This is a genomic window from Halorubrum sp. SD683 (genome assembly GCF_002135045.1).
Classification (GTDB): Archaea; Halobacteriota; Halobacteria; order Halobacteriales; family Haloferacaceae; genus Halorubrum; species Halorubrum ezzemoulense.
The window spans coordinates 21,992-47,659 of record NZ_NEWJ01000012.1; the positions used below are offsets into that span (position 1 = coordinate 21,992).

The 25,668-nt window shown below is 70.7% G+C and carries 29 protein-coding genes; 10 read left to right on the plus strand and 19 right to left on the minus strand.

Annotated elements, in window-relative coordinates:
- Positions 1-27 precede the first annotated feature (27 nt).
- The 12 genes from B9G49_RS05465 to glpA form a co-directional block, all read right to left on the minus strand.
- Complete coding sequence (locus tag B9G49_RS05465; protein WP_049929859.1) at positions 28-312, minus strand: hypothetical protein; 285 nt, start codon at positions 310-312, stop codon at positions 28-30.
- 98 nt (positions 313-410) lie between these two features.
- The gene (locus B9G49_RS05470) at positions 411-1,487 is read right to left on the minus strand and encodes a metal ABC transporter permease (RefSeq protein WP_086215695.1); all 1,077 of its coding nucleotides are present in this window, start codon (positions 1,485-1,487) and stop codon (positions 411-413) included.
- Positions 1,487-2,227 carry a metal ABC transporter ATP-binding protein gene (locus tag B9G49_RS05475; RefSeq protein WP_086215696.1) on the minus strand — a complete coding sequence of 247 codons (741 nt, stop codon included), beginning with the start codon at positions 2,225-2,227 and terminating at the stop codon, positions 1,487-1,489. The genes B9G49_RS05470 and B9G49_RS05475 overlap by 1 nt, the downstream gene beginning before the upstream one ends.
- Before the next feature lie 100 nt (positions 2,228-2,327).
- Entirely contained in the window at positions 2,328-3,401 is a 1,074-nt protein-coding gene (locus B9G49_RS05480; protein WP_086215697.1) for a metal ABC transporter solute-binding protein, Zn/Mn family, read from the minus strand.
- 133 nt (positions 3,402-3,534) lie between these two features.
- A complete protein-coding gene (locus B9G49_RS05485) occupies positions 3,535-4,020 on the minus strand; it encodes a YbaK/EbsC family protein (RefSeq protein WP_086215698.1) in 486 nt (161 codons plus the stop codon).
- 160 nt (positions 4,021-4,180) lie between these two features.
- Positions 4,181-4,906 carry a ribosome assembly factor SBDS gene (locus B9G49_RS05490; RefSeq protein ID WP_049929848.1) on the minus strand — a complete coding sequence of 242 codons (726 nt, stop codon included), beginning with the start codon at positions 4,904-4,906 and terminating at the stop codon, positions 4,181-4,183.
- A gap of 98 nt (positions 4,907-5,004) precedes the next feature.
- Positions 5,005-5,205 (minus strand): hypothetical protein, encoded by a 201-nt coding sequence (locus B9G49_RS05495; protein ID WP_049929846.1) that lies wholly within the window; start codon positions 5,203-5,205, stop codon positions 5,005-5,007.
- 92 nt (positions 5,206-5,297) lie between these two features.
- Complete coding sequence (locus B9G49_RS05500) at positions 5,298-6,704, minus strand: CRTAC1 family protein (protein ID WP_086215699.1); 1,407 nt, start codon at positions 6,702-6,704, stop codon at positions 5,298-5,300.
- An 80-nt stretch (positions 6,705-6,784) separates the two neighbouring features.
- Positions 6,785-7,777 (minus strand): hypothetical protein, encoded by a 993-nt coding sequence (locus B9G49_RS05505; RefSeq protein ID WP_086215700.1) that lies wholly within the window; start codon positions 7,775-7,777, stop codon positions 6,785-6,787.
- A 128-nt stretch (positions 7,778-7,905) separates the two neighbouring features.
- Positions 7,906-9,414 (minus strand): anaerobic glycerol-3-phosphate dehydrogenase subunit C, encoded by a 1,509-nt coding sequence (locus B9G49_RS05510; protein ID WP_086215701.1) that lies wholly within the window; start codon positions 9,412-9,414, stop codon positions 7,906-7,908.
- Entirely contained in the window at positions 9,411-10,790 is a 1,380-nt protein-coding gene (gene glpB, locus B9G49_RS05515; RefSeq protein ID WP_086215702.1) for a glycerol-3-phosphate dehydrogenase subunit GlpB, read from the minus strand. The genes B9G49_RS05510 and glpB overlap by 4 nt, the downstream gene beginning before the upstream one ends.
- Positions 10,790-12,622, minus strand: a complete 1,833-nt coding sequence (gene glpA, locus B9G49_RS05520; protein WP_086215703.1) for an anaerobic glycerol-3-phosphate dehydrogenase subunit GlpA — start codon at positions 12,620-12,622, stop codon at positions 10,790-10,792. Before glpA ends, glpB begins: the two co-directional genes overlap by 1 nt.
- A gap of 380 nt (positions 12,623-13,002) precedes the next feature.
- Here glpA and glpK point away from each other — a divergent pair, with 380 nt between their 5' ends.
- Both glpK and B9G49_RS05530 read left to right on the plus strand, forming a co-directional pair.
- The gene (gene glpK, locus B9G49_RS05525) at positions 13,003-14,541 is read left to right on the plus strand and encodes a glycerol kinase GlpK (RefSeq protein ID WP_049929837.1); all 1,539 of its coding nucleotides are present in this window, start codon (positions 13,003-13,005) and stop codon (positions 14,539-14,541) included.
- Complete coding sequence (locus tag B9G49_RS05530) at positions 14,542-15,708, plus strand: hypothetical protein (protein WP_080508546.1); 1,167 nt, start codon at positions 14,542-14,544, stop codon at positions 15,706-15,708.
- Between the two features lie 113 nt (positions 15,709-15,821).
- Here the strand turns inward: B9G49_RS05530 and B9G49_RS05535 are convergent, their stop codons facing one another.
- Entirely contained in the window at positions 15,822-16,220 is a 399-nt protein-coding gene (locus B9G49_RS05535; RefSeq protein ID WP_049929835.1) for a hypothetical protein, read from the minus strand.
- Positions 16,221-16,380: 160 nt separating this feature from the next.
- Between B9G49_RS05535 and B9G49_RS05540 the strand changes: the two genes are divergently transcribed.
- The 3 genes from B9G49_RS05540 (at position 16,381) to B9G49_RS05550 (ending at position 18,619) form a co-directional block, all read left to right on the plus strand.
- Complete coding sequence (locus tag B9G49_RS05540) at positions 16,381-16,584, plus strand: hypothetical protein (RefSeq protein WP_086215704.1); 204 nt, start codon at positions 16,381-16,383, stop codon at positions 16,582-16,584.
- Between the two features lie 94 nt (positions 16,585-16,678).
- Positions 16,679-17,851 carry a Cdc6/Cdc18 family protein gene (locus tag B9G49_RS05545; protein ID WP_049929831.1) on the plus strand — a complete coding sequence of 391 codons (1,173 nt, stop codon included), beginning with the start codon at positions 16,679-16,681 and terminating at the stop codon, positions 17,849-17,851.
- A gap of 84 nt (positions 17,852-17,935) precedes the next feature.
- Positions 17,936-18,619 carry an HAD-IIB family hydrolase gene (locus B9G49_RS05550; protein ID WP_086215705.1) on the plus strand — a complete coding sequence of 228 codons (684 nt, stop codon included), beginning with the start codon at positions 17,936-17,938 and terminating at the stop codon, positions 18,617-18,619.
- Positions 18,620-18,726: 107 nt separating this feature from the next.
- Here the strand turns inward: B9G49_RS05550 and B9G49_RS16155 are convergent, their stop codons facing one another.
- Together B9G49_RS16155 and B9G49_RS05555 are read right to left on the minus strand one after the other, a co-directional pair.
- The gene (locus tag B9G49_RS16155) at positions 18,727-18,963 is read right to left on the minus strand and encodes a hypothetical protein (protein ID WP_137690319.1); all 237 of its coding nucleotides are present in this window, start codon (positions 18,961-18,963) and stop codon (positions 18,727-18,729) included.
- Between the two features lie 128 nt (positions 18,964-19,091).
- A complete protein-coding gene (locus B9G49_RS05555; RefSeq protein WP_086215706.1) occupies positions 19,092-19,382 on the minus strand; it encodes a ribonuclease P protein component 4 in 291 nt (96 codons plus the stop codon).
- A gap of 142 nt (positions 19,383-19,524) precedes the next feature.
- Between B9G49_RS05555 and B9G49_RS05560 the strand changes: the two genes are divergently transcribed.
- From B9G49_RS05560 to B9G49_RS05580, 5 genes are all read left to right on the plus strand, one after another.
- Positions 19,525-19,719, plus strand: a complete 195-nt coding sequence (locus B9G49_RS05560) for a methytransferase partner Trm112 (RefSeq protein ID WP_004596226.1) — start codon at positions 19,525-19,527, stop codon at positions 19,717-19,719.
- A 137-nt stretch (positions 19,720-19,856) separates the two neighbouring features.
- Positions 19,857-20,438: a hypothetical protein gene (locus B9G49_RS05565; protein WP_198943817.1), complete on the plus strand. Its 582-nt coding sequence runs from the start codon at positions 19,857-19,859 to the stop codon at positions 20,436-20,438.
- A 100-nt stretch (positions 20,439-20,538) separates the two neighbouring features.
- A complete protein-coding gene (locus B9G49_RS05570) occupies positions 20,539-20,727 on the plus strand; it encodes a hypothetical protein (protein ID WP_006113388.1) in 189 nt (62 codons plus the stop codon).
- A 21-nt stretch (positions 20,728-20,748) separates the two neighbouring features.
- The gene (locus B9G49_RS05575) at positions 20,749-21,186 is read left to right on the plus strand and encodes an RNA-binding protein (RefSeq protein ID WP_086215708.1); all 438 of its coding nucleotides are present in this window, start codon (positions 20,749-20,751) and stop codon (positions 21,184-21,186) included.
- 122 nt (positions 21,187-21,308) lie between these two features.
- Positions 21,309-22,736 carry an FAD-dependent oxidoreductase gene (locus tag B9G49_RS05580; protein ID WP_086215709.1) on the plus strand — a complete coding sequence of 476 codons (1,428 nt, stop codon included), beginning with the start codon at positions 21,309-21,311 and terminating at the stop codon, positions 22,734-22,736.
- Between the two features lie 36 nt (positions 22,737-22,772).
- Here B9G49_RS05580 and B9G49_RS05585 read toward each other — a convergent pair whose 3' ends face one another.
- The 4 genes from B9G49_RS05585 to B9G49_RS05600 form a co-directional block, all read right to left on the minus strand.
- Positions 22,773-23,240 (minus strand): hypothetical protein, encoded by a 468-nt coding sequence (locus tag B9G49_RS05585; RefSeq protein ID WP_086215710.1) that lies wholly within the window; start codon positions 23,238-23,240, stop codon positions 22,773-22,775.
- Entirely contained in the window at positions 23,237-23,731 is a 495-nt protein-coding gene (locus B9G49_RS05590) for a phosphopantetheine adenylyltransferase (RefSeq protein ID WP_049929820.1), read from the minus strand. The genes B9G49_RS05585 and B9G49_RS05590 overlap by 4 nt, the downstream gene beginning before the upstream one ends.
- Before the next feature lie 90 nt (positions 23,732-23,821).
- Positions 23,822-24,421 carry a winged helix-turn-helix domain-containing protein gene (locus B9G49_RS05595; RefSeq protein WP_049929819.1) on the minus strand — a complete coding sequence of 200 codons (600 nt, stop codon included), beginning with the start codon at positions 24,419-24,421 and terminating at the stop codon, positions 23,822-23,824.
- Positions 24,422-24,509: 88 nt separating this feature from the next.
- Positions 24,510-25,589, minus strand: coding sequence for a glutamate--cysteine ligase (locus B9G49_RS05600; protein WP_086215711.1), 1,080 nt, complete (start codon positions 25,587-25,589; stop codon positions 24,510-24,512).
- Between the last annotated feature and the right edge of the window lie 79 nt (positions 25,590-25,668).

Genomic DNA, 25,668 nt, shown 5'->3' on the forward strand with positions numbered 1-25,668 from the left:
TCGGGTGCCGGGGCGCGTCGGACCCGCTCAGTGCGAGTGGCCGAGCGCGTCTTCGAGCGACTGCCCGAACCGCTCCTCGAACAGCTCCGCGGCCGTCTCGTTCATCTCCGCGATGTCCTCGGGCACGTCGCCCTCGCTGTGGTGGACGATGACGTGCGCCTGCTGGGCCATCGCCTGGACGACGACGTCTGAGACCACGGCGGTCGCGGCCTCGCCCTGCTCGCTGAGCACGTCGACGAGGCCGGCGGGCAGTTCGAACGACTCCTCGTCACCGTCGGGACCGGTGACCGTGTAGGTTTCTGTCTCTCCCATATCCGTCGGTCGCGGCCGCGACATAAGGGTCTGTGGAAACCGGACGCGAGCCGCGCACGACCGCCGCCTGCGGCCTCCGAGCCCGCCGGTCCGACCCGTCAACCGTGCGACGAGATCGCCTTCACCGAGGAGCCGGAGCCGACGATGCTGCCGAGGTACACCGCGATGGCCGTGACGACGATCGACCCCCCGGAGGGGAGGCCGAGTCCGATCGAGACGGCGAAGCCGCCGATCACCGACAGCTGGCCGAAGATGACGGCGAGGTACATCGTCTCGCGGAAGCTCCGGGCCACCTGCGAGGCGGCCGCGACGGGGACGACGAGCATCGCCGCGACGAGGATGACGCCGAGCACCTGCATCGCGCCGACGACGACGACCGCGGTCAGCACGACGAGCAGGGTGTTGTAGCCGGTGACGTTCAGCTGGGCGACCCGCGCGGCCTGCTCGTCGAAGGTGATGAAGAGGAGCTGCTTGTACGTCAGCGCAACGCCTGCGACGACGATCAGCGAGAGCGCCCCCATGAGGCGCGCGCCCTCCGGCGTGACGACCGCGAGGTTCCCGAACAGGTACCCCTGGATGTTCACGCCGGTGAGCCCGTCGCCGTAGCTGATGATCAGAGTCCCGACCGCGAAGCTCCCGCTGAGCATGATCGCGATGGGTACGTCGCCGTACGCGTCGGTGCGCTCGGTGAGCCACTGGACCCCGAGCGCCCCGAGGATGCCGACCGCGAGCGCGACGAGCAGCAGCGAGCCGTTCCACCCCGTCGAGGAGGTGACGAGGATCCCGACGGCGACCCCGGCGAACGCGGTGTGCGCGAGCGTCTCGCCGATCAGCGCCATCTCGCGGTGGACGAGGAAGGAGCCGACGAGCGGGGCGACCACCCCGACGAGCACGCCAACCGCCATCGACTGCCACATGATCGGGTGTCGGAAGACGTTCGTCCCGAACGCGGCGTCCATCGCGCGCCCCATCGAGCGGAACGCGGCGTACAGCTCGCTCGCCACCGGCAGGTCCTGCGTCCAGTAGAGGAGGAGGAACGAGAGCATGACCGCCGCGACGACGCCCGTGAGCCCGATCCCGGCGAGCTCCGCGGTCCGGCGGAGTCCTCGTTCGCGGCCGGTCCGGTCCGGACGCGGACGCTCCCGCTCCCGGTCGGCCGATGTCTCCCCGGTCATCAGTGGTGGTGGTGGACGACCTGTCCGGTCGCGCCGTACGCCTCCGCGAGGGCGTCGCTCTCGACGAACGACTCCGTGTCCCCGTGGTGGTACAGCTCGGTGTTGATACAGGCGATGCGGTCCGCGCGGTCGGTGACGACGCCGATGTCGTGTTCGATGAGGATGATCGTAATCCCGTCTTCGTTGAGCTCGTCGAGGAGGGCGTAGAACGCGTCGCGCGACTCGGCGTCGACGCCGACCGTCGGCTCGTCGAGCGCGAGCAGGTCCGCGTCGCTCGCGAGGGCGCGAGCGATGTACGCTCGCTGCTTCTGCCCGCCGGACAGCTCCGAGACGAGCCGGTCGGCCAGGTCCCCGACCCCGACCGTCTCGATGGCGTCCGCGACGGCGGCGCGGTCGGCCGCGGAGAGCCGCCCTCGCCCGGCGTGCGCGAACCGCCCCATCGTGACGCACTCACGGACGGTGACGGGCATCGCGCCGCCGCGGCTCGTCGCCTTCTGGGAGACGTAGCCGATCCGGCCGCCGTCGTCGAACTCGTCGACCGGCCGGCCGAACAGCTCGACGGACCCCTCGTCGGGCTCGTGGAGGCCGAGCATGAGGTGGAGCAGCGTCGTCTTCCCGGAGCCGTTCGGTCCGACGAGCCCGAGGAAGTCGCCCTCCTCGACGGTGAGAGAGACGTCTCTCACGGCGACGGTGTCGCCGTAGGAGAACGTCACGCCGTCGAGGTCGACGATCGCGGTCACTTCGTGTGCCCCATCTGGACCGGCCGCACGTTTAGCTCTTTTACTCCGTCGCCGCGCCGCCGGGTCGGGGCGTCGCTCGGCGCGCCGGCGACCGTGCCGGTCACTGCGCCTCGAACGCCCGCTCGAAGGCCGGGACGTTGATCTCGGTCATCTGTTCGAGGTAGCCGTACCCGGCGTCGTTCCACTCCCGCGTCGTCCCCCCGGCCGGCGTGACGGGGACCGCCTCCGTCGCGCCGCTGTTCTCGACGATCGACTCGGCGAGCCGCGGCGACTGGAACCGGTCGTACAGCACCACGTCGATCCCCTCCGCGTCGACGAGGTCGATCGTGTCGGCGATCTCCGACTGCGTCGGCTCGTTCTGCGGCGAGACGCCCACCGGCGAGCGGAGCCGGAACCCGTAGCGCGCCTCCAGGTACTGGAAAGAGTTGTGGCCCGCCAACACCGCCACGTCGCGCGCGGCGTCCTCGGCGATCGACCGGAAGGCGTCGTCGATCGCGTCCAGATCCGCGGCGTACGCCTCGGCGTTGGCGGCGTACGCCTCGGCGTTGTCCGGGTCCGCCTCGCCCAGCCCGGTCGCGATCGTGTCGACCATCTCGGCCGCGAGGACCGGGTCCGTCCAGACGTGGGGGTCGTACCGGGTCCCGTTGTCGTGGTCTCCCTCATCGTGGCCCTCCCCGTCGTGGTCTCCCTCATCGTGGCCCTCCCCGTCGTGGTCCCCCTCGTCGTGGCCCTCCTCGTCGTGGCTCTCCCCGTCGTGGCTCTCCCCGTGAGAGTGGTTCCACTCGAGCAGATCGCCTTCGAGCCCGTCAAGCACGTCGACCGTGGCGACCGTGTCGTAGTCGCTCTCCAGCGTCGCCGCCAGGTCCTGCGCCCACGCGAACTCCGGACCGTCGAGGTAGACGAACGCGTCCGTCGCCGCGACGTCCGCCGCGAGGGTCCCGTCGGGCGTCCACCCGTGGCCGAGCTGGCCCACGTCGACCGGGTCCTCGAAGCTCGCGTTGTCGCCCGCGACCTCGTTGGCCCAGTCGTTGAGCGTGAAGAACGCGGCGTACCCGGACTCGAACCCCTCGGAGCCGCCGCCACCGTTCCCGGCACACCCCGCGAGCGACGCCGCCGTTCCCGCGACCGCCAACCCGGCACCGCGCCGCAGCACCGACCGCCGTGAGTGAGTCATACCGATCTGTAGCGTAGATTAATAGAAAAAAGTTATTATTTCATAACTCAGTCTTAATAATCTCGCCCCCGAAACCGACCGTCGATTAACAACGCCGGAGTCGGAGCGGCGTCGGGCCCGGCGCGACGCCGCCTCATTCGGTGAGGTCGACGACCGCGGCGTCCGCGAGGTCGGCGAGCGTCTCGGGGTCGACCGCGAACACCGCGCTCGGCGTCCCGGCGGCGCCGTACACGGTGTCGTACTCGGTGAGCGTCGGGTCGAACACCGTCGGGAGCGCGGCGTCGTGGCCGATCGGCGGCACGCCGCCGATGCTCCAGCCGACGACCTCGCGGATGCGCCCCGGGTCGCCCATCTCGGCGCCGTCGGCGTCGAAGTGGTCGGCGACGGCGTGGAGGTCAAGCCGGTTCGCGCCGCTCGTGATCGCGGCGACGAGGCTTCCGTCTCGGTCGCCGCCGGAGAGCGAGACGACGATCGTCGACGCGATCGCGCCCGTCTCGCGGTCGAGCGCGTCGGCCGCCGCGGCCGCTGTCTCCGTGCCGGCGTCGAACTCCAGCACGTCGATTTCGACGCCGTACCGCTCCCGAGCCCGCCGTTCGAACTCCGCCGCGCGTGGGTGCATGCGATACGAGACCGCGCCCCGCGGACATCAACCTCTCGGAGGCGGTGAAACTGCGGCGACGGGCAGAGTCGCGGTCCGCGTCGTGGTCGGTGTCGCGAGCGCGGTCGGCGTTGCGGTCGCTCTCCGGGCGCGGTCGCCGTCGCCGGGCCGTCAGGACCCGTTACCGGGTCCGGAGTTCGTCTTTGTCCTTGATCACGCGGGCGTCGCCCTCGCCCGAAGTGACCTCGTTGACGAGGTCGTAGAGGTCGTTCTGGAGCCCGGCCGGGAAGGTGAGTACCCCAACCCAGGAGCCGTCGTTCTGCCACTCCTCGCGCTCAAGATCGCCGAACTCCCGGATCTGCGCCTGTCCGGACCCGGCGTAGTCGGCCGGGAGCTGGACCGCCATCGTCACCTCCTCGAACCGGATCGGGATCACCGGTCGCAGCGCGTCGAGCGCGTCGTCGACCTGGTTCTCTACCGCTTCCATCGGGTCGATCTGGAACCCGGCCTCATCCAGCGCGCGCTCGATCCGCTCGGGCGGGTGCGGCGAGTCGTCCATCTGCGGGTTCACGGCGTTGCGCGTGATGGTGGTCACCAGCTGATTGTGCTTCCGCTCTTGCATCTCCGCGCGCTGCTCGGCGGTGATCTGTATCTCCCCGCGCTCGACGACCTCCGGAATGATCGAGAGCGGATCAGTGGTGCCGAAGACGGTCTCTAAATCCTCCTCTGCCGGTCGGTCGCCCCGCGAGGCGTTCTCGAAGACGTCCTCCGCGGCGATGACCTCCTCTAAGTCACCGTCGAACTCGCCGCGCTTGATCGCGAGCGCGGCGTCGGGGTCGATCAGGACCTCGAAGCGCTCCCCGTGTGACTCCAGTCGGGCCGTCACGGCCTCGTCGAGCGATATCATACCGGACGCTACCACCCCCGCGGGCAAAAAGCCTCCCGCCGCCGTCTTCGCCGCAATGAACCGCGGCGTCCGGTCGCGGCGCCCCCGCGCCGACCCGGCTACCCTCCCGCAGACGGCCGCTCGTCGTCCCACTCCTCGCGGCACGACTCCGAGCAGAAGTGTCGGTGGACGATGTCGTCGCCGTCGACCCACGTGATCGTTCGACGACCGCTCCCCAGCGCCGGCTGGCCGCACGTGGCGCACCCGGGCGCGGACTCCTCGTCGACGTCCTCCTCGAGGTCCGAGGTCGGATCTACCATACCTCCCCGTACGTCCGGGGGCACTTGAACCCGCGAAGGGCGGCAGTTCTGGCCACGACGACGCCCGACCCTCGGCGGGACGGGTCCGGCAGCTACCGCCTCGTTCGTGCGTCGCGGTCGGTCGCCCTGCGCGACGGGTGTTCGACGGTGATCTCTCGGTCGGGGCTCGGCCCGACGACGGTCCGCTCGCGGCCGTCGGGCCACCGCACGTCCACGCGCAGCGGCTTCGCGCCGCCGAGCCCGAAGTGCGCGACCGGCTCCGTCTGACAGAGACAGCCGCCGCCCGCGTCGATCGCCCGCCGCTGGACGCCGTCGGCGGTCTCCAGCGTGACGACCGCGCCGCGCGCCGGCGCGCCCTGCCGCGTCGTCGGGCGCACGCGGAGCCAGCCGGCGTCGGGCGCGTCCGTGGCGCCGTACACCGTCACCGGCTGCGCGGCGACCTCGCCGTGGACGACGAGGAGTTCGAGGGCCCCGTCGCCGTCGACGTCGGCCGCGACCGCGCCGGTGCCGAACCCGTCCGGCTCCGCGGCCGGCCCGAGCGGGACGGGCTCCCACCCCGGCGGCTCGCCCGGGCGGTCGACGCGCTCGAACAGCCGGTTCTCCGCGCCGCAGACGTTGAAGAAGAGCTCCTCGCGCCCGTCGTTGTCGAAGTCCGCGGCGACGACCGTCCGGACCGCGCCCACCTCGCGGAGCGGGGCGGGGGCCACGTCGTCGTAGCCGCCCGCCGGCGAACAGCGCAGGAGGCGGCTGGGCGCGGCCTCGTTGCCGACCGCGAGCGCGAACGTCCCGCCCTCGTCGACGACCGCCGCGCCGCGGGTGTCGCCGCTGGGATCGGAGAGGGCGGGACCGCCGTCCGTGCGGTCGTAGTGGCCGTCGCGGTTGCTGAACAGCCGGTTCGGTCCCCCCTCGACGCCCGCGAACAGGTCGCCCTCGCGGGAGCGGTACGGGACCGCGAGCAGCGACCGACAGCCGCCGTCGACCTCCAGCCCGACCGCCTCGGCCATGTCGGTCACCTCGCCGTCGTCGCCGAGCTCGTAGAACGCGAGCGGGGCGGCGTAGCCCGAGACCGCGACGCCGTACCGGCCGGTCCCCAGTCGGTCGAGCGCCGCGACCGACCGGCCCGCACGGACGTCGAGGCGGTCGGCGTTCACCTCCCGCGCGAACACGTCGGTCCAGCGGTACCGGTCGGCCTCCAGTCGGCTCAAGAGGAGGTCGGGGTCGCCGCCGTCGACGCCGCGCGCGCAGTTGTGGACGTACACCTCCTCGCAGCCGTCGGCGTCGAGGTCGGCCGCGCACACGCCCATCCCGTGGCGCGTCCCGTCGGCGACGATCCCGCAGGCGGTGTCGACGTAGCGGCCGTCCTTCCGGGCGTACAGCCGATTCGGCTCGCCGTAGCCGGCGACGAAGACGAGCGGTCCGTCGCGGCCGGGCGTCACCGCGACCCCGTATCCGCGCATCGGGCGTCCGTCGTCGAGGAGACCGGACCGCTCCGTGAACATGGCCGCCCGTCACCGCTCCGAGAATATGAACGCACGGGTTGGATACGAGCGGCTCCCGCGGTGAGAAATGGTAACCGAGGCTATAGGTTCCGCTCGATGTACCGGTTCACCCGCGATATCCGGTCGGCGTCGAACGTCCACAGCCCGCGCCAGACTCGCGGCTCCGTCTCGACCGCGAGGAGTCCGACGCCGCCCTCGACACCGCGCTTGAGGTCGCTACTCGGGTCGCTCGCGGCCGAGTGCGGTCCCTCCGGCGGCCGGTACACCACGAACCAGCTATCTGTGAAGTCCGGGTCGTTCCCGGCGTGGATCACGGCGTCGAGGTCCGCCGGGAGCCTGTCGGGGACCCCGTAGAGGTGCGTGTCGACGGCGGTCTCGGTGACGCGCTCGTAGACGTTCCGCGTGCCGACCTCGTCGTCGATCCGCGAGAGCCGCTGGAACGACGAGCGCAGGGTGCCGTCGCCGGCGGCCCACGCCGCGCGCTCGATGAACCGCGAGATGGTGATGAGGAGCAGCTTCTGTCGGTTCGATTCGGGATACCCGCGGAGCGTGAACGTCGCGTCGCCGAGGCCGCTTATCACCGACGGGAGATCGACGTCGCCGAGGGACCGGCTGCCGGTGACGTACAGGTCCGAGTTGACGAAGAGCACCGCGTCGCCGAGTTCGGCGAGCGTCGAGCCGGCGACCACCTCGCCGCCCTCCATGAGCAGCACGAGGTTCTCGATCTCGTCGGGGTCGCCGCCGTCGAACGGAACGTCGTCGTGGCGGCGAAGCACCTCGACGTCGAGGGAGGGGACGGTCCCGGTGTCATCGTCGAGCACGCCGGTCGTCGCCAGTTCTCGGGCGGTGAGACCGTGCGTCCGCTCGCGGCTCGCGGCTCCGGCTGGCCCCGCGCCGTCGGTGACTCGTCGATCGCCCGAGCCGGTGATCACGCGGCCGTCGACCACTCCCACCGCGTCGTCGCCGAACGTGTCCACGAGCATGTTCAGCACGGGGTCCGGGTCGGTCCGGTTGACGATGACGACGGAGCGCTCGGGGCCGTCGAAGCGATCGAGAAACTGTTCGAGTGTCACGTGTACCGGTGTGGGCGTGTCCTCCTCATAAGGATTCTCGCACAGTTATCGCGTCCGATAACCACCGGTGAGCGGGGAAACCGCGACGTGCCGAGTCGGGTCCGGCGCGGGGGCGGAGCGACGGGACCTTACGCTCCCAGCGCGTCCTCGAGCAGCTGGAGCGGGTGTTCGATCTCGTAGCCGGTCCCGTGTTCCATCTGCATCGCGCAGGTCGGGCACTCGGTCATCCCGACCTCGCCCTCGGCGTCCTCCATGTGCTCGAACATCTCCGCGCCGATCTCCATCGACTTCTCGTACTTCTCCTCCTTCCAGCCGTAGGTGCCGGAGATGCCGGAACAGGAGTCGCCGACGTCCTCCATCTTCACGCCGTCGACGTCGCGGAACGTCTCGACTGCCTGCCGGGAAAGCCCCTGATTCCGGGCGTGACACGGCGCGTGATACGCGAAGGCGCGCTCGTCGTCGAGCCCGCCGGCCTCGTCGAGCGCCTCCTCTAGGTCCTCGTGGATGCGGAGGTACTCCAGCGCCTCGAAGGTGTGCTCGGCGACGTCGTCGATCCCGTGGAGGTCGAACAGCTCGGGGTACTCTTGGCGCAGCGACAGCGAACAGGAGGTACAGGAGGCGATCACGTCCGCGCCGTCGGCGATGGCCTCGACGAGGTTCTCGACGTTCGTCTCCGCGTGGCGGCGGGCGTCCTTCAGCATCCCGTTCGCGAACATCGGCGTGCCCGAGCACTTCTGGGGCGGGACCATCACCTCGTAGCCGAAGTGCTCGTAGACTGAGACCAACGCCTTGCCGACCTCGGGCGTGTTGTAGTTGGAGTAGCAGCCGTGGAAGTACGCCACGCGCTTGTCGGGGTTCTCCACCTGTGCGCCGCCGCGCGCCTTCCACCACTCGCGGAACGTCTCCGTGGCGAACTCGGGGAAGTCGCGCTCCTTCGGGATCCCCATAACCTTCTCCATCGCCCACCGCGCGGGGCCGAAGTTCATCGCGAACGATGCGGTCCGGGGGAACATACTCGCGAGGCTCGCCGAGGTGCGGTAGTTCGCTAACACCCGATTCCGGATGTACTCGACGGAGAGCTTCTCCATCTGGCGCTCGACGAACTGCCCGCGGGCCTCGTTGTGCATCTGGGAGAGCGGCACTCCCGAGGGGCAGGCGTCGTCACAGCGCATACAGTTCGAACAGGAGGTGATCGACTCGTCGATGTCGTGGTCGTCCTTCCGTTTGAGCCGCCACTGCTCGGGGCCCTGGAACTTCGGCCCGGGGAACTCGTCGTCGACCTCAGCCACCGGGCAGGAGGTATCGCAGCTCGTACACTTGTAACAGGAGTCGGCCCCCTCGCGGAGGTCGAGGTCGCCGCCGGGGAACACGTCGACCGGGTCGTACGCGTCCGGGTCGAGCTCGGTCGAATCCGCTCCGGCCGAGGCGCTTTCGACGCCGCCGTCGGTTGCGGCGCGGTCGCCCGCGGTCGCGTCCGTCTCCGCGACTTCCCCCTCGTCGGGGACGAACACCGACGGCTGCTCGTCGCGGCCGGACTCCGGGACGCCCGGCGTCGGCCCCTCGTAGCCGCCGTCGCTCGACTCGGTCGCCTCGTTCGACTCCCCCGCGTCTCCGTCGTCGTCCGTGTGTCGTGTCATTGGTTCGCCTCCGTCGCCGCCTGTCGCCCGGCCGCGAGGCCGGTCGCGAGCGACACCCCGCTCGCGGACTTCTCCCGCGCCGCGTCCGCGCCGCCGACGACGCCGCCGGCCGCGAACACGTTCTCGTACTGTACCGTTCCCTCGGCGTCCGTGGGGCGACACCGTTCGTCGGGCCGGACCCCGAACCGCGCGTACGGCTGGTCGCCGAACGCGTCGTCGACGAACCACTCGTACCGGTCGTCCGGCTGGTCGACGTGGAGGTCGAGGACGGGCTCCCGGACCCCCTCCCGGTCGGAGTCGAGCCCCTTCCCGACGAGCCCGCCGGTCGCCAGCACGAACGCGTCGGCGCCGTACGGCGCCGTGCGACCCTTCCGATCGACCGCGACCGTCTCCACGCGACCGTCGGTCGCGGACTCGACGCCGACGACGGGGTTCCCGGTCTCGAACCGGACGCCCTCGGCGTCGAGCGCGTCGAACAGGCGGTCTTCGAGCCGCAGGCCGGGGAGGCTCGGCGGGCCCATCGGGATCTCGAACACGTCGGCGCCGAGCCGGTCAGCGAGTTCTTCGCGGACCTCCTCGCCCCGGTCGTCGCCCAGGAACGCGGGGAAGCCGACCCGCTCGACGCGGTCGACGCCGCCTGCCTCGTCGACCACGTCGTGGAGGTGCGGCGCGACCGCCTTCGCGAGCGCCTCGCGGGCGGGGACGCCGTCTATCTCCTCGTCGTGGTCGAGCGCCTTCGCGAGCCGGGTGATCTTCGCGTCGGCGCGGAACGCCTCCGCGAACTCGACCTCCGCGCCCGCGGCGTCGAACGGCACGCCCGCGGCCTCGAGCCGCCCCGCGAAGGCGCGCGCGTCGTACTCCGTGAGCGACCGGAACCCGACGACCAGCATCGGGCGGTCGTCACTCGCGAGCCCCGCCTCGGCGGCCGCGGGGTAGCGCGCCGTCGGCTTCACCGCGCCGCCGAACGTCGGGACGAGGGCGTTGCGGTCGGTGTGGCCGCCGCGGTACGCGTCGCCCGCGAGGTCGTCGAAGAGGTCGAGCCCCTCCCGGAGCGCGTCGCTCCCGACGACCCGATACGGGTGCGACTCGGGGAGCCGGTCGATCCCCTCGAACGGGTCGGCGAGCGGCCCCTCCGGGTCCGGCCACTCGTCGCGGTCGAGGTTCCGGCCCGCGGTCGGCGGCCCGTCCCGGAGCGGGTTCGCGGGCTCGGTCGCCGGGACGTAGCCGAGCGCGTCGATCAGCCCGGAGGCCTGCCGCAGCGTGCTCGACTTGTGCGAGACGAGCCGCACGTCCGCGCCCTCGCGGGCGGCCGAAACCGCGGCCGTGATCGCGGCGAGGCCGCCGCCGATCACGAGCACGTCGCTGTTTATCGCCATCAGCGCCCTCCGTCGGTGGCCGCGTCGTCACTTGCGCGGCCCCCGTCGGTCGCCGCGTCGTCGCTTGCGCGGCCCCCGTCGGTCGCCGCGTCGTCGCTTGCGCGGCCACCGTCTGCGGCCGCGGTCCCCGTGTCGCCGCCGGAGCCGTCGGCGCCCGGCGCGTCGGCGCCCGCGTCGAACGCGCCGAAGTCCACCTCGCCGTCGAGGTTCGCGGGGTCGCCGTCGCGGTTCATCGTGGTCGCGTGGAGCAGGTGGTTCAGCATCGCCTGCGAGAGCTGTTCGCCCCACAGCGCGTGGCGCTGGCCCTTCCAGCGCTCCTGGTACAGCTCGTCTTCCGCGTCGCGGACGACCGGCTCGGGGTACTCCTCGGCGAGCTCCGACGCGATGCGGTGCGTACAGAAGCCGCCCTGGCAGTTCCCCATCGAGGCGCGGGTCCGCAGCCGGACCGCGTTGAGGTCGGAGCCGGCGTCGTCGACAGCGTCCTGGACCTCCGCGCGGGTCACGCTCTCGCAGTTACAGACGATCGGGTTCGGGTCGTACTCGTCGAGCACGTCGTCGGCCCGGGAGCCGAGCCGCTGGCCCGAGCGCCGCGCGACGGGCGACCGGAGCCCGAACTCGTCCATCAGCTCCTCCATGCGCGCCGGGTCTTCGGATCCCGGCAGCGGCGCCTCGGCGGTGTCGCAGGTCGCCTCGTGGCCGAGCGTCTCGCAGACGTGGTCGGAGATGGACTCGGCCATCATCCGGTAGGTGGTGAGCTTCCCGCCGACGATGGTCGTCATCCCCGGAAGGTCGTCGCGGTCGCCGTGGTCGAGGAGGAAGTAGTCGCGCGTGATGTCGGTCGGGTCCTCGGTGCCGGTCCCCGGGGGTTCGTACAGCGGGCGGACCCCCCAGAACGAGCGGAGCGTGCGGGCGTCTTCGAGCGCCGGCACGAGCTCCGAGAGCGTCTCGATCATCAGGTCGACCTCCCAGTCCTCCTCGGGGTAGTCCTCGGGGTCGTCGACCTCCTCGTCGGTCGTGCCGAGGATACAGGCGGTCTCGTGGGGGACGATGATGTCGGCGTCGCCCTTCGGCCGACAGCGGTTGATCACGGTGTCGACCTGCCGGGTGTTCATCACCGTCATCACGCCCTTCGAGGGGCGCACCTCCACGTCGACGCCAGCCATCTCGCCGACGTTCCCCGCCCACGCGCCGGTCGCGTTGACGACGTGCCGCGCGCGGATCTCCTCGGTCGTCCCCGGCTCGCGGTGGACGCGCTTCCCCGGTCCCGTCTCGTGTTCGATCTCGACGCCGACGACCTCGCCGTCCTCGACGAGCACGTCGGTCACCGGTGCGTGGGTCTCGATTCGCGCGCCATGCTCGCGGGCGTCCGCAGCGTTCGACACGCAGAGCCGGAACGGGTCGATCGCGCCGTCTGGTAAGGCGATCGCCTTCTCGACATCGCGCGCGAGGTACGGCTCGCGACGGCGCGCCTCCTCGCCGTCGATCACCTCGGCGGGAATGTTACACGCCTTACATCCCTCCAGCTTCTCCTGGAAGTACTCCTCGGAGTCCTCGGGTCGCTTGACGAACATTCCCCCCGTCTCCTCGACGCAGTGGGCCGCGATGTCGCGGAGAACTCGGTTCTCCTCGATACACTCCTCCGCGCTCTTCTGGTCCGAGACCGCGTAGCGGCCCCCGCTGTGGAGGAGCCCGTGCATCCGTCCGGTCGTGCCGTGCGTCAGGTTCCCCTTCTCGACGAGGACCGCGTCGAGCCCCCGTCGCGCCAGGTCCCTGACGACGCCGCACCCCGTCGAGCCCCCACCGACGACGACGACGTCCACTTGTCTGTCCATGCGAGCCACTTGGACCCCGACCACTTTACTTTACCTCCCGAGGTGCCCCACGCATAACTATCACGGATATTCAAGTAGTGTAATCCCTGCCAGCGCCGATTTATTTATATACTAGACTTTTTCATTCGCGCCGATGTCCGGATTTCAACAGGAAGATTATTATGGTAGTACATTATGTTCACGATCGGCGTGGTAGCTTCCGTGAAGATATGTCGCGGCGGCGGCGGTGCGTCTTCCGGCCGTTTCGGTCCGGCTCCGGACGGGTCGGCCTCGACGGTCGGACGCCGTGACGGCGAACGCGACCCCGGATTCGCCCTCGACGACGAGGCCGAGCCGGTCGCCGACGCACGCGGACCAGCGCCACAGGAGGGATCCACAACATGACACAGTACGTCGGTGCGATAGACCAGGGGACGACCGGGACTCGATTCATGGTGTTCGACCATGAGGGCCAGGTCGTCGCGAACGCCTACGAACAGCACGAACAGATCTACCCGAACCCGGGCTGGGTCGAACACGACCCGATCGAGATCTGGGAGAACACTCAAGAAGTCGTCCTCGACGGGCTCGCCGAGGCCGGGCTCGACGCCGATCAGCTCGAGGCCATCGGCATCACCAATCAGCGCGAGACGACCATCGTCTGGGACAAAGACTCCGGACGGCCGGTCCACAACGCGCTGGTGTGGCAGGACCGTCGGACGACCGACCGCGTCGAGGAGCTACAAGAGGACGAGAAGGTCGAGGAGATCCGCGAGAAGACCGGCCTCGAGGCCGACGCGTACTTCTCGGCGACCAAGACCGAGTGGATCCTCGACAACGCGGAGCCGCTCAAGATGCAGAGCTCGCGCGGCGGCGACCTCCGCGACCGCGCTCGCGCAGGCGAACTCGTGATGGGCACCATCGACTCGTGGCTCATCTACAACCTGACGGGCAACCACATCACGGACGTCACGAACGCCTCCCGGACGATGCTGTACAACATCCGGGAACTGGAGTGGGACGACGAGCTCTTAGACGAGTTCGACGTGCCCAAGGAGATGGTGCCCGAGGTACGCCCCTCCTCCGACGAGGACTACTACGGCCACACGGACGCCGACGGCTTCCTCGGCGAGGAGGTCCCGGTTGCCGGCGCGCTCGGTGACCAGCAGGCCGCGCTGTTCGGCCAGACCTGCTTCGACGAGGGTGACGCGAAGAACACCTACGGCACCGGCTCGTTCTACCTGATGAACACCGGGACCGACGCGGTCGAGTCCGACCACGGACTGCTGACGACGATCGGGTTCCAGATGTCCGGCGAGCCCGTCCAGTACGCGCTCGAAGGGTCCATCTTCATCACCGGCGCCGCCATCGAGTGGCTCGAGGACGTCGACCTGATCAACAACGCGGCACAGACCGCGGAGCTGGCGCGCTCGGTCGACTCGACCGACGGCGTCTACATGGTCCCGGCGTTCACGGGACTCGGCGCGCCGCACTGGGACGGCCGCGCACGCGGGACCATCGTCGGGATGACCCGCGGCACGAGCAAGGAGCACATCGTCCGGGCGACGCTCGAATCGATCGCCTACCAGACCCGCGACATCGCCGAGGCCATGGAGGCCGACTCCGGCGTGGAGACCACGACGCTCCGCGTCGACGGCGGCGCGGTGAAGAACAACTTCCTCTGTCAGCTCCAGTCCGACATCATCCAGACCGACATCGCGCGGCCCGAGGTCGACGAGACCACCGCGCTCGGCTCGGCGTACGCCGCCGGGCTCGCGGTCGGCTACTGGGACAACGTCGACGAGCTGCGCGACAACTGGCAGATCGACCGCGAGTTCACGCCCGAGAAGGACCAGGCCGATGTCGACAAACTCTACGGCCGCTGGGACGACGCGGTCGAGCGCTCGAAGAACTGGGCGATCGACGAGGAGGACGAATAGATGAGCGTCGAACTGCTGCCGGAACTGGCCGTCGCGGCCGACACCGTGCTACAGGTCGGCTACGACCCGGGCGCGCCGACCGACGTGATCCAGAGCCTGACCAATCCAGCGATCCTTCTCGGGGCGCTCGCGGGCGGCGCCTTCGGGGCGGCGCTCGGCGCCCTGCCGGCGTTCATCTTCACGGGCTTCCTCGTGATCGGCGGGTCGCTCGGCGGCGGTGGATTCGGCGTGGACGTCGGGTTCGGTCCCGTCTTCGGCCCGCATATCTCCTTCGCGGGAGGTGTCGCGGCCGCCGGTTACGCTGCCAACAAGGGCTATATGGAGTCCGGATTCGACTACCACAACGCGAAGGACATCGGCTTCGCGCTGGGGAGTAAACCCGACATCCTCGCCGTGGGGGCCGTCTTCGGCGTCTTCGGCGTCCTCATCGAGCAGCTCTCCCGGCAGCTGGCGATCCCGGTCGACCCGATCCCGGTGAGCATCGTCATCAGCGCCCTCGTCGTTCGGGCGGTGTTCGGATACAGCATCGTCGGCAAGGTGAGCGACAAAGCGAACGGCTACTTCGACATGGGGCCGTTCGAGCGCGAGCAGATGCGCGAGCCCGGCGAAGTGGTGGGCGACGGCGGCAAGGCCAGCGAGGACCGCCTCGCCGTCGAGCCGTGGCTGCCGAACATGTACAAGTGGTCGCACGTCGCGGCGATCGGCTTCTTCGCCGGTCTCGCCTCGGCCGTCATCACGTACAACATGATCACCGGCGGGCACGGCCTCATCGCCGTGTTCGCCGGCTTCGGGATCAGTGCCGGGTCGCTGCTGTTCCTGAACCTCGGCGTCGACCGGATCCCGGTCACCCACCACATGACGCTGGCGGGGTCGACCGCCTTCCTCTCCGTGTGGCAGGGAGGCATCACGACGCTCACGGACCTCTCGGCGGCCGACCTGACCGCGCCGCTGGCGTTCGGCGCCGCGCCCGCGCTGCTGTTCGGCGCGCTGTTCGGCGTGTTCGCCGCGGTCGTCGGTGAGGCGTCGCAGCGCGTGTTCTACGCGCACTCCGACACGCACTTCGACCCGCCGGCGGCCGCCATCGTGGTCTGGTCGCTGACGCTCGGCCTGCTCGTCATCGCCGGACTGCTCAACTGGGCCGTCTGGATCCCCGGCACGGGGATCTAACGCGTCCTCACTTTCGGCAGGGGTCTTTTATTATGGCACATCGCTCATCCGCGGTCGGTCGGAATCGCCCGGACAGCGACCGGTGTCTCGGTGACGGCGCCCCGGTGCGACCGTCAGTCCGGGAGCAACGCGGAGAAGGCGAGGAACGCGCCGGCGGCGACCGCGGACGCGGCGACGGCGACCGTCGTCACCTCGACGCCGAGATACCGGGCGATCAGGGCGAGCGCGCCCGCCAGAACGAGCGCGACTCCGACCGCGCCGTGGTGGTAGCGCCCCGCAGTCGGCTGGTCGGCGACCGCCGCCGAGTCGCGGTCGACGAAGATCCGGGCGCCCCACCACACCGAGCCGAACCGGGCGCCGATCCCGATCGCGGCGGCGGCGATCGAGACGAACTCGATGTCGCCGACGGTGAACATGCCGGCACCGAACGCGGCCACGGTCGTCAGGACGGCGACAACTTTGCTCCGGTCGTCGACCGTGTGGAGCGCCTCCACGCCCGGGTCGTTCGACATACCAGTCGTAGTTCGCCCGACGCTGGTATAGGTTTCCATCGGGCGAGTCCCGCGCTCGCTCCCGCGACCGCGGTCGGCGCCGTCGAGGGCGCGCGTCCGGTGAGCCCTCGCCACGGAGCGAACGTGGGGTATTTAATCACCGCGCCGAGGAGGTGGTGGTATGTTGGACCGGCTCGGGCTCGACCGGCGGGATCGGCGGAACGTCCTCGTCGTGATGGCAGTCGTCGCGGCCGTGACGGCGGTGGTCTCGGCGGGAACGATCTCCGTTCGGCTCGTCGTCGGCGTGATAGCCGGCCTCATCAGCGGAGTCGTCTTTGTCGTCTCCACGGCGCTCATCAACCGATACAAACCCGAACACTGGTAACGGGCCGGTCGGCGCGCCGAACCCGCCCGACCGCGCAGCCGCGCGCGCTCCGCGAGTCGCGACAGTTTTGTTCGGCGATCACGGAGGGGGGCCCGTGAACATCGACGACCGGATCGAGCGACGGCTCGGCTACGACGCGGGCATGAGCGTTCTCGCCGACTTCGAGGCCGTCTCCCCGGTCACCCACGTCGACTCGCCGGTCGGCCGCGGCCCGGCCATCGAGCGCCTGCTCGACGTGTTCGAGCCCGCGTTCTCCGGGTCGCTCCCGCCGAGCGTCTACGTGTACGGCCCGAAGGGGAGCGGGAAGTCCGCCGTCGTCTCCTCGCTGTTCGACCGGCTCGCGGCGCACAGCGGCCCCCGTCGGGCCATCCAGACGACGACGCGGGCGGTCGAACCGACGATCCCCGGGTTCGTCTACGTCGACGCCCGGCGGGCGTCGACCCGCTTCCGACTGTACCACGCGATGCTGGCCGCCATGAGCGACGACTCCGTTCCCGACCACGGGATCGGGACCGAGGAGCTGGCCGCCTCCCTGCGCGACGCGATGCGCACCGGTCCGGACCTCGTCGTCGCCGTCGACCACGCGAACGAGGCCGAGACGCCGACGGCGGCGACGCTGATCGACTGGCTGAACGACGTTGGCGAGCGGCTCGTCCCCGCGTTCCTCGGCCGCGATCCGCCGGACGCGATCGGCTGGGAGCCGGAGACGACCGTCGAGTTCGCGAAGTACCGCCGACACGTGCTCGTCGAGCTGCTGACGAGCCGGTGCTCGACGGGGCTCGGCCGAGACGCGCTCAGCCACGACCAGATCCGCGAGGTCGTCGAGTGGGCCGCGGGCGACGCCCACGACGCCCTCGCCGCCGTGATGGGCGCGGCGGTCAACGCGGAGCGGTCGGGGGCGTCGACGATCCGATCCGGCGACGTCGACGCTGGCGTCGACGGCGTTCCCCGGCCCTGCGTGGCGCTGGGGCGTGTGCTCGCGCTCCCCGAGAGCCGCCAGCGGCTCCTCTACGAGCTCGCCGGGCTCTCCGAGGACGAGCGCTCGACCGTCGGCGTGGCGACGGAGACCATCGCGGCGCGCTCGGGCGTCGACCTCTCGGCGTCGACGGTCAGGCGCGTGCTCTACGAGCTGGCCGACGCCGGCCTGCTCGAACGAGTCACCGTCCGCGAGACCGACGGTAAGGGCCGACCGCCGAGCCGGCTCGTCCCGCTGTTCCCGACGGTCGTCTTCAGCGAGCTGTTCGACCGTCGCACCCGCTCCGGGTAGGCGCCGCGCGGGCGGCCGCCGTCCGGTCCGCCCTGCCTCCGTTCGAACGGAAGACAGTTGTCGCCGTGCCGCCGACCCGATGGTATGGTTCCGCCCCTCGCGCTCGACATCGACGGTACGCTGACGACGCCGAGCGGCCGGATCGATCCGCGAGTTTTCGAGTTGTTGCCCGGGTGGGACGCGCCGGTCGTGTTCGCCACCGGCAAGGCGTTCCCGTACCCGGTGGCGCTCGCGCACTTCCTCGGCCGCGAGGAGACCGTGATCGCGGAGAACGGCGGCGTCGCGTACGTCGGCGGCGAGACGACGCTCGTCGGCGACCCGGACGCGGCGTGGGCCGTCGTCGAGGCGTTCCGCGAGCGCGGCGGAGCGATCGGCTGGGGCGACGGCGACACGGTGAACCGCTGGCGCGAGACGGAGGTCGCGCTCGGACCCGACGTCGACGTGGGGCTGCTCCGCGAGGTCGCCGCGGCCGCGGGCGACGACGTGGAGATCGTCGACACCGGCTACGCCTACCACGTGAAGTCGGTGGGGGTCAGCAAGGGTCGCACGCTCCGCGTCGTCGCCGACGCGCTCGGCGTCGACCCCGCCGCGTTCGTCGCGATCGGCGACAGCGAGAACGACGCGTCGACGTTCGGCGTCGCCGGCGAGTCGTACGCGGTCGCCAACGCAGACGCCGCCGCCCGCGACGCCGCCGACGAGGTGGTGGACGACGGGTACATGGACGGAACGATCTCGGTGCTCGACGAACTCCGCGGGCGCGCGGAGTAGATATCGAGGGTGGTTACGCGCGACAGCGTCGCACTCGCCCGGGAAAATCGTGAGACTCGGGGCTGAATCTGTCCATACGGCCGGAACTCCGGCCTTCGCTGAGGTGGCTATATCTTCATTATTACTACCGCGCCGACGGCGAGGACAAGGATGTGCGTTGCGTTGACGACCCCGTTCGCTTCGGTTAGTCCGAGCACTACTGGGAGTATATCCAAGTACGGTGCCCACGAGGGCGCCCCCACGTACGGTGCGAAGAAGTTCCACGCCGCCAGTACCACCACCCCTACCGCCGCGTACCGGATTCCAGTACGGACGTGTCGGGTTGGTCCGACGCTGTGACTCATGTCGCGAAAGTCTATTCTATTGGATAAAAAAGTAGGCGAGGGGGGAACGACACAAACCGAGTACCAGCAGACCAGTGCCAGTCCTGTCGTTTCCATCTCGTCTCCCCTCCGATCCGGCCGTCCACTGCTCACGTCTCACTTTCTCCGTACGGATACCGCGCCGTCGACCCGCATTCCGTACACCGGACGACCACGCGCCCGGGTCGCGTCCGGACGCGGCTCGTCTTGCCGGGGCGGAGGTAGACGGCGCAGTCGTCGCAGGCGCGCCGTGAGAGCTCGGCGGGAACGCCGCAGCGGTTGCGCTCGGCGATCCGGCGGGCGCGGGCGACGTACCCGCGGGCGCGGTCGTATTCATCGTCGACGACGGCCTCGCGAGCGAGCGCGAACAGCCGCTCGATCCGCTCCGCCGGGATGCCCATGTCACCGAGGGCGGCGCGCGGCGCCAAAGAGGTTGTTATCCGGGTCGGGCGGGGCGGCCGCCCGGACCGTGCCGACGCTCCGGACGCGGGGCGCCGGCCGGGACCCGCACGCTTTTTTATCGGTCCGACCCAACCGAGCGATATGAAAGAATCCCTGATGGACGTGATCTGCTGTCCGCTCGACAAGGCGACTCTCGAACTCGACGTCGACGACGCGGACGACGAGGAGGTCCTCGCCGGGACGCTCACCTGTACGGAGTGCGGCGAGACGTACCCCATCGAAGACGGGATCCCGAACCTCCTCCCGCCGGACATGCGCGAGGAGGCGGCTGCGTAGGGGGTTCCGCTCCGGAGCGGCGGGAGCGGATCCGCCCCGAGGCGCCGACCGCGACGACGGCCTCCGGCGGTCGACGCCGCCGCCCGAACTCCTCGCTCGTGTGAATCTTTTTTTAGTGCGGGGTCGTGGTTCCACCCGTGCCGACACTCGACGTCGAACTGAACGGGGAGGCGGTCCACGACATCGACGCGCCGGACTCGTTCGTCACCGACGGGCCGTTCCCGGTCGTGCTCGAGAACAGCGGCCGCTCGACGCACGTCCACCTTCACTTCGACGACGAGCTGGACCGGGTGGCGACGCTCGACGAGGGGAACCACTTCGTCGCCGACGAGGCCACCCGTCACGTCCACGTGTCGACCGCCGACGTCGACGAGCGGGTCCGCGGCAAGCTGAAGATCGTCACCGGGTACGGGTCGAACACGCGCTACGTCGATGTGCGGGTCGATCCGTCGCCCGACTCCCCGAGCGAGCCCGTCGCCGTCGACGAGACGCTCTCCGCCCCCCCGGAGCAGACCCCGGAGGTGCCGCCCGGGCAGCGCGCGGTGAACGCGCTCGGCCGACTCGTTCGGCGCGGCGGGGTCGCGGGCGCGGCGTTCGGGCTGATCGCGGTCGTCGCCGCAGTGGGGGTCGCGCTCGCCGCCGACAGCGCCGTCGTCTGGCTCGCGGTGGGGGTCGCGCTGATGACCGCGTTCGGCGCGGTGCTGCTCGCGGTGACGTGAGGCGACGCGGGTCGCCGTCCCGCCCGTTCCCCCGCGCGCGGTCCGCGTCCTCTCAGTCGGGATCCGCGCGCTTTTAACCGTCCCGGCGGAACGAAACGCCATGAGCTTCGAGAAGGAAGACGAAGTCGTGCTCCACGACAAACACAGCGAGTACGACGGCGAGTCGGGCACGATCACGCAGGTGATGGAGACCATGTTCGGCGACGCGACGTACACGGTCAGCTTCGAGGACGGCCAGGAGACGGGCGTCCCCGAGGACGCGCTCGACGCCGTCGAGAGCGAGGAGTAACGCCGCCCCCACCCGTCCCGCATGCCGAAAGTCCCCTTCCACTACGTCGACCTCCGCGCGTTCTCGTACGCCACCGAAGACGTCAAACGGGTCGAGCAGGCGCTGTACTCCCTCCTCCCCGACGAGGTCGAACTCGACCGCGTCGAGAACGTGGGGCACCACGGGGACCGCATCGTCGTGCTCTCGGCGCGGGTCGAGCGGGCCGACGAGATGCGACACGTGTTAGACCGGCTCGCCGAGCTGGAGGACCTCGACCGCGTCCTCGACGAGCTCGACGAGCGGGTCGACGACAACTGCGCGCTGTTCCTCCGCCTCGACAAACAGGCGGCGTTCCGCGACGAGGTCCGCCTCGGCCCGGGTCTCACCGTCCGCACGAAAGTCGAGGCGTACCCGGCGAAGAAGGAGAAGGCGGTCGCGAACGCCCGCGAGACGCTCTCGCGGCTGGCCAACGACGACTGACAGATTACTGCTCGGCGACAACTGATCGACGACGGCCGCGCGATCGAGCCGCGCTCTCCCGGTCGCGTGCCCCGGCCGCACCCGCGGCGTGACTTTTTCACCCGTCCCGTCGATGTCACGTCATGACCGATCCGTTCGTGGTCGTCGGCGCCGACGCGGCTGGATTGAGCGCGGCCAGCAAGTTCCGTCGCGAGGCGCCCGACCGAGAGATCGTCGTTTTCGAGAAGGGTCGCTGGATCTCGTACGCCTACTGCGGGATGCCGTACTTCATCGCCCGCTACGTCGACCGCATGTCGGACCTCCTGTCGCTGTCGCCGAGCGAGGTCGACGAGCGGGGGATCGACCTCCGACGCGGCAGCGAGGTGGTCGCCGTCGACCCCGACGCGAAGCGCGTCACGGTCGAGACGGCCGACGGTGATCGAGTCGAGCAGGCGTACGGCGACCTCCTCGTCGCCACCGGCGCGCGCGCCGACTCCGGCCCCTTCGACGTGCGCGGCCTCGACGGCGCGTTCACGCTTCACGACATGGACGCGGCGGCCGCCATCGACGCGTACGTCGCGGACCCCGACGACTACGACTCGGACCGCGTCGACGTGAGCGCGGTCGACCGCGACCGCGTCGAGCGCAACGCGGCGATGCCGGCCCCCGAGACCGCCGCGGTCGTCGGCGGCGGGTACGTCGGCGTCGAGGTCGCCGAGGCGCTCTCGGAGCGCGGGGTCGACGTCCGCGTCTTCCACCGGTCCGGGCACCTCCTCTCGCCGTTCGGCGAGGTGGTCGGGAACCGCGTCGAAACCGCGCTCGAGGCCGAGGGCGTCAGCGTTCGCACCGACGCCCCGGTCGAGGCGCTCGTCGGCGACGAGCGGATCGAGGCGATCGACGTCGGCGGCGACCGCGTTCCGGTCGACATGGCCGTCGTCGGGGTCGGGATTCGACCGAACACCGAACTGCTCGACGGCACCGGGGTCGACCTCGGACCGGGCGGCGCGGTCCGGGTGGACGACCACGGCCGGACTAGCCTCCCGGACGTGTACGCGGCGGGCGACTGCGCGACCGCGCGCCACGCGGTGACGGGCGAGCCCGACTGGATGCCCCTCGGACTCACCGCGAACCGCGCCGGTCGCGCGATCGGTGCGACGGTCGCGGGGGATCCCGCGCCGGTCGGGGACATCGCGGGCACGGCGGCGGTGAAGGCGTTCGACACCGAGGGGGCCCGGGTCGGGATCCTCGACCCCGAGGCGGCCGAGGCGGCCGGGTTCGACCCGGTCAGCGAGACGGTGACCGCGGGGTCGCGCTCCGGCTACTACCCCGGTGCGGCCGAGACCGACGTGACGCTCGTCGCCGACCGCGACACGAGGCGACTCCTCGGCGGGAGCGTCGTCGGCACCGACCGCGCGGCGATCCGGATCGACACGCTCGCGACCGCGATCGAGGCGGACATGACCGTTCCCGAGGTAGAGCGCCTCGACCTCGCGTACGCGCCGCCGTTCAGTCCGGTGTGGGACCCGATACTGGTCGCCGCGAAGGTGTTGAACGGAAAAATCGAGGACTGAACGGCGGCGACAGCGGTGCGGCCCGGACGAAGTCGCTCACTCCCGTATCCGACCGACGAGGAACCCGACCACCGCCGCCGCGAAGCCGACCGCGACCGCAGCGGCGGCGGCGAGCGCGAGCGGCGCGGTGACCGCCGAGAGGGGCGGGCCGCCGAGGCCGCCCGGGACCGCGTACGGCGTCGGTCCGAGCCCCCGCAGCAGGGTCCCTGCGAAGGGCCCGTACGCGAGGAGGGCCGTCGGGAGGGCGCCGCCTCCGGTCGCGGCGAACGCGACCGCGCCGACCGCCGCTACCGCGGCGAGGACGCCGGTGGTCGCCGGGGCGCCGACGCCGACCGCCGCCGTCGCGTCGAAGGCGACGTACGACAGCGCGAGCCCGACCGCGCTCCACACCGTCGCTCGCTCGAAGCCCGTCTCGCCGAGCGCGATCCGCCGGAGCGCCGCGCGACCGGCAGCGGCACCATCGGCCCCGCCCGCGTCGCCCTCGGTCGCGTTCGCGTCGGTCATTCCGGTCGCGTCGCCCCCCGCCCCTCGCGGTCCGGGGTGAGGTTGCCGTGTTCGTCTATCTCGCCCGCGACGATCCGCGTCGAGGAGATGCGCTCGCCGTCCTCGGCCGCGACGTGGTCGACGACGACCAAGTCGAGGGGATCGCGCCCGCGCTCGCGACGGATCTCGTTGATCCGCTCGCCGCCCGCCTTCGTCTCCGGGGAGACGATCAGCGCGTCGAACTCCGGCTCGACCGCGATGCCGGTCGGCTCCGTCAGCTCGCGGACCTCGTAGTCGCGCCCGTGCGACTCGGCCAGCGGCGCCAACTCCGCTTCGAGGTCGCGCTCGCGCCGGTCGAACGGGCGGACGTACCGGTCGACGTGGCGGGTCTCCGGCGCCAGCTCGTCGGAGGTGAGACCGACGGTGACGTCACCCAGCTCGAACGCCCGCTCGAACAGCTTGCGGTGGCCGTCGTGAACGGGGTCGAACGTACCTCCCAGCGCGACGTTCATGCCTCTCCGTTGCGCGGGTCAAACTTAAAACGTCCCGAACCGCGTCCCGGCCCGGTGAAGTCGGGCGGCGGGGCCGAGTCGTCGACCGGCTCAGTTCTCCGTCTCGTCGTCCGCTCCGTCGCCCTCCGCGCCGTCGTCGGCTTCGCCCACGCTGGCGTCGCCGCCCTCGTCCCCGCCGTCGCTCTCGGCGTCGACGGATATCTGGACGGGTTCGGTGTCGCCGTCGGGCGACTCGCCGCCGAGCCGCCGGTCGAGATTGAAGACGGCGTTCAGCTCCGCCTGAACGTCGCCGACGACGCCGCGGACCAGCTCGCTCGGCGCGATGGCCTCGTACTCGTAGGGGTTGTTGCCCGCCCCCTCCGCCTTCCGCTTGCCGCGCTCGACGGTCCCCTCGTCGTGGAGTTCGGCGAGCGCCTCGCGGACGGTGCTGGGGTAGAGGCCGGTCCCGTCCGCGACCTCGTCGCTCGTGCTGTGGGGGTTATCGCGCAGGTAGACGTAGATGCGCGCTCGGGTCTCGGTGTCGAGCAGCCACGCGAGCAGGTCGACGACGTTGTCGTCGAACCCCTTCACCGCCTGGTCGGCGCCCTCGCTGAGCCGCTCTTTCGTCTTCCGAAGCTCCTCCCGCGTCCGGTCCGTCGGCGACTCCTCCGGGTCGTCGACCGGCTCGGCGGCTGTGTCGTCCGTGGTCATATCCGAAACAGGGGGCCACGCGGGCAAAAGGGTTTCTCGTCGCTTTCGTTCCGACGAAACGCTTCGACGCCGATCGTCCTGAGCGTCGTCAGGGTCTCACGAGGAGGTCCGAACACAGCGCGTCCACGCCCGACTCCTCGCGGATCCGGCGCTGGCGCGCGGCGCCGCTCTCCGCCTCGTACACCTCGCGGATCCCCGAAATCCCGAGCCGGTCGCACTCGGCGTCGACGACCTCGCCGAGCGCGGTCGTTTCCTCGCCGTCACGGTCGACGAACGCGGCGTCGTGGCCGTGACGGATCGCGCGCCACTTGTTCTCGTCGAGGAGTTCGCGGCGCAGGGAGCGGGGCGACTCACCGTCCTCGTACCGCTCGGCGTAGTCGACGACCAGCGCACGGACGTACTCCGCGAGCGCGAGGGTGATCGCCGGGTCGCGTTGTACATCGGGCGCGCGGACCTCCACGGTCCCGTGCCCGGTGTGGGGGCGCACGTCGAACCACAGCTCGCCGCGGTCCGCGATGGACTCCGTCTCGACCATCCGGCGCTCGTACCGCTGGAAGGCGTCGAAGTCCTCGAAGGCGGAGGGGATCCCGGTGTTCGGGAGGTTCTCGAACACCTTGGCGCGGGCCGAGGCGAGCCCGGTGTCGGACCCGTTCCAGAACGGGGAGTTGGCCGACAGCGCGAGCAGCACCGGGCAGTGCCACCGTAGCCGGTTCGCGACCCAGACCGCCTTGTCCGCGTCGTCGACGCCGACGTGGACGTGGAGCCCCGCGGTCACGTTGCGGTGCTGGGGGTACTGGATGCGGTCCAGCTGCGCCTGATACCGCGGCTTCTGGACGTGGTCGAGCTCGCGCCACTTCGCCGTCGGGTGGAGCCCCGCGGCCGCGATCTGGTAGCCGTCGGCGGCGGCGTGGTCGACGAGCGCCTCGCGGACCGTCGCGAGCGCCTCGGCGGGGTCGTCACCCTCCTCGATCGTTTCGGTCTGGGCCTCTATCGTACACTCGAACAGCTCGTGGTCGAACCCCTCCGGCACCGCCGCGGGCGGGTCGCGACCGTACACGAGGTCGTCGGTCCCGGACGTCGGGCGGCCCTCGGCATCGACGATGTAGAACTCCTCCTCGATGCCGAGCGTCCCCATCCGGGAGAACGCGTCCCGCGAACCGAGTTCCATTACCCCTCCGTACCGGTCGCTCGCTCTTATAAGGATTGGAAGGCGGAAGGCGCGGCGCCGTCGCTCTCCGACGAGCGCT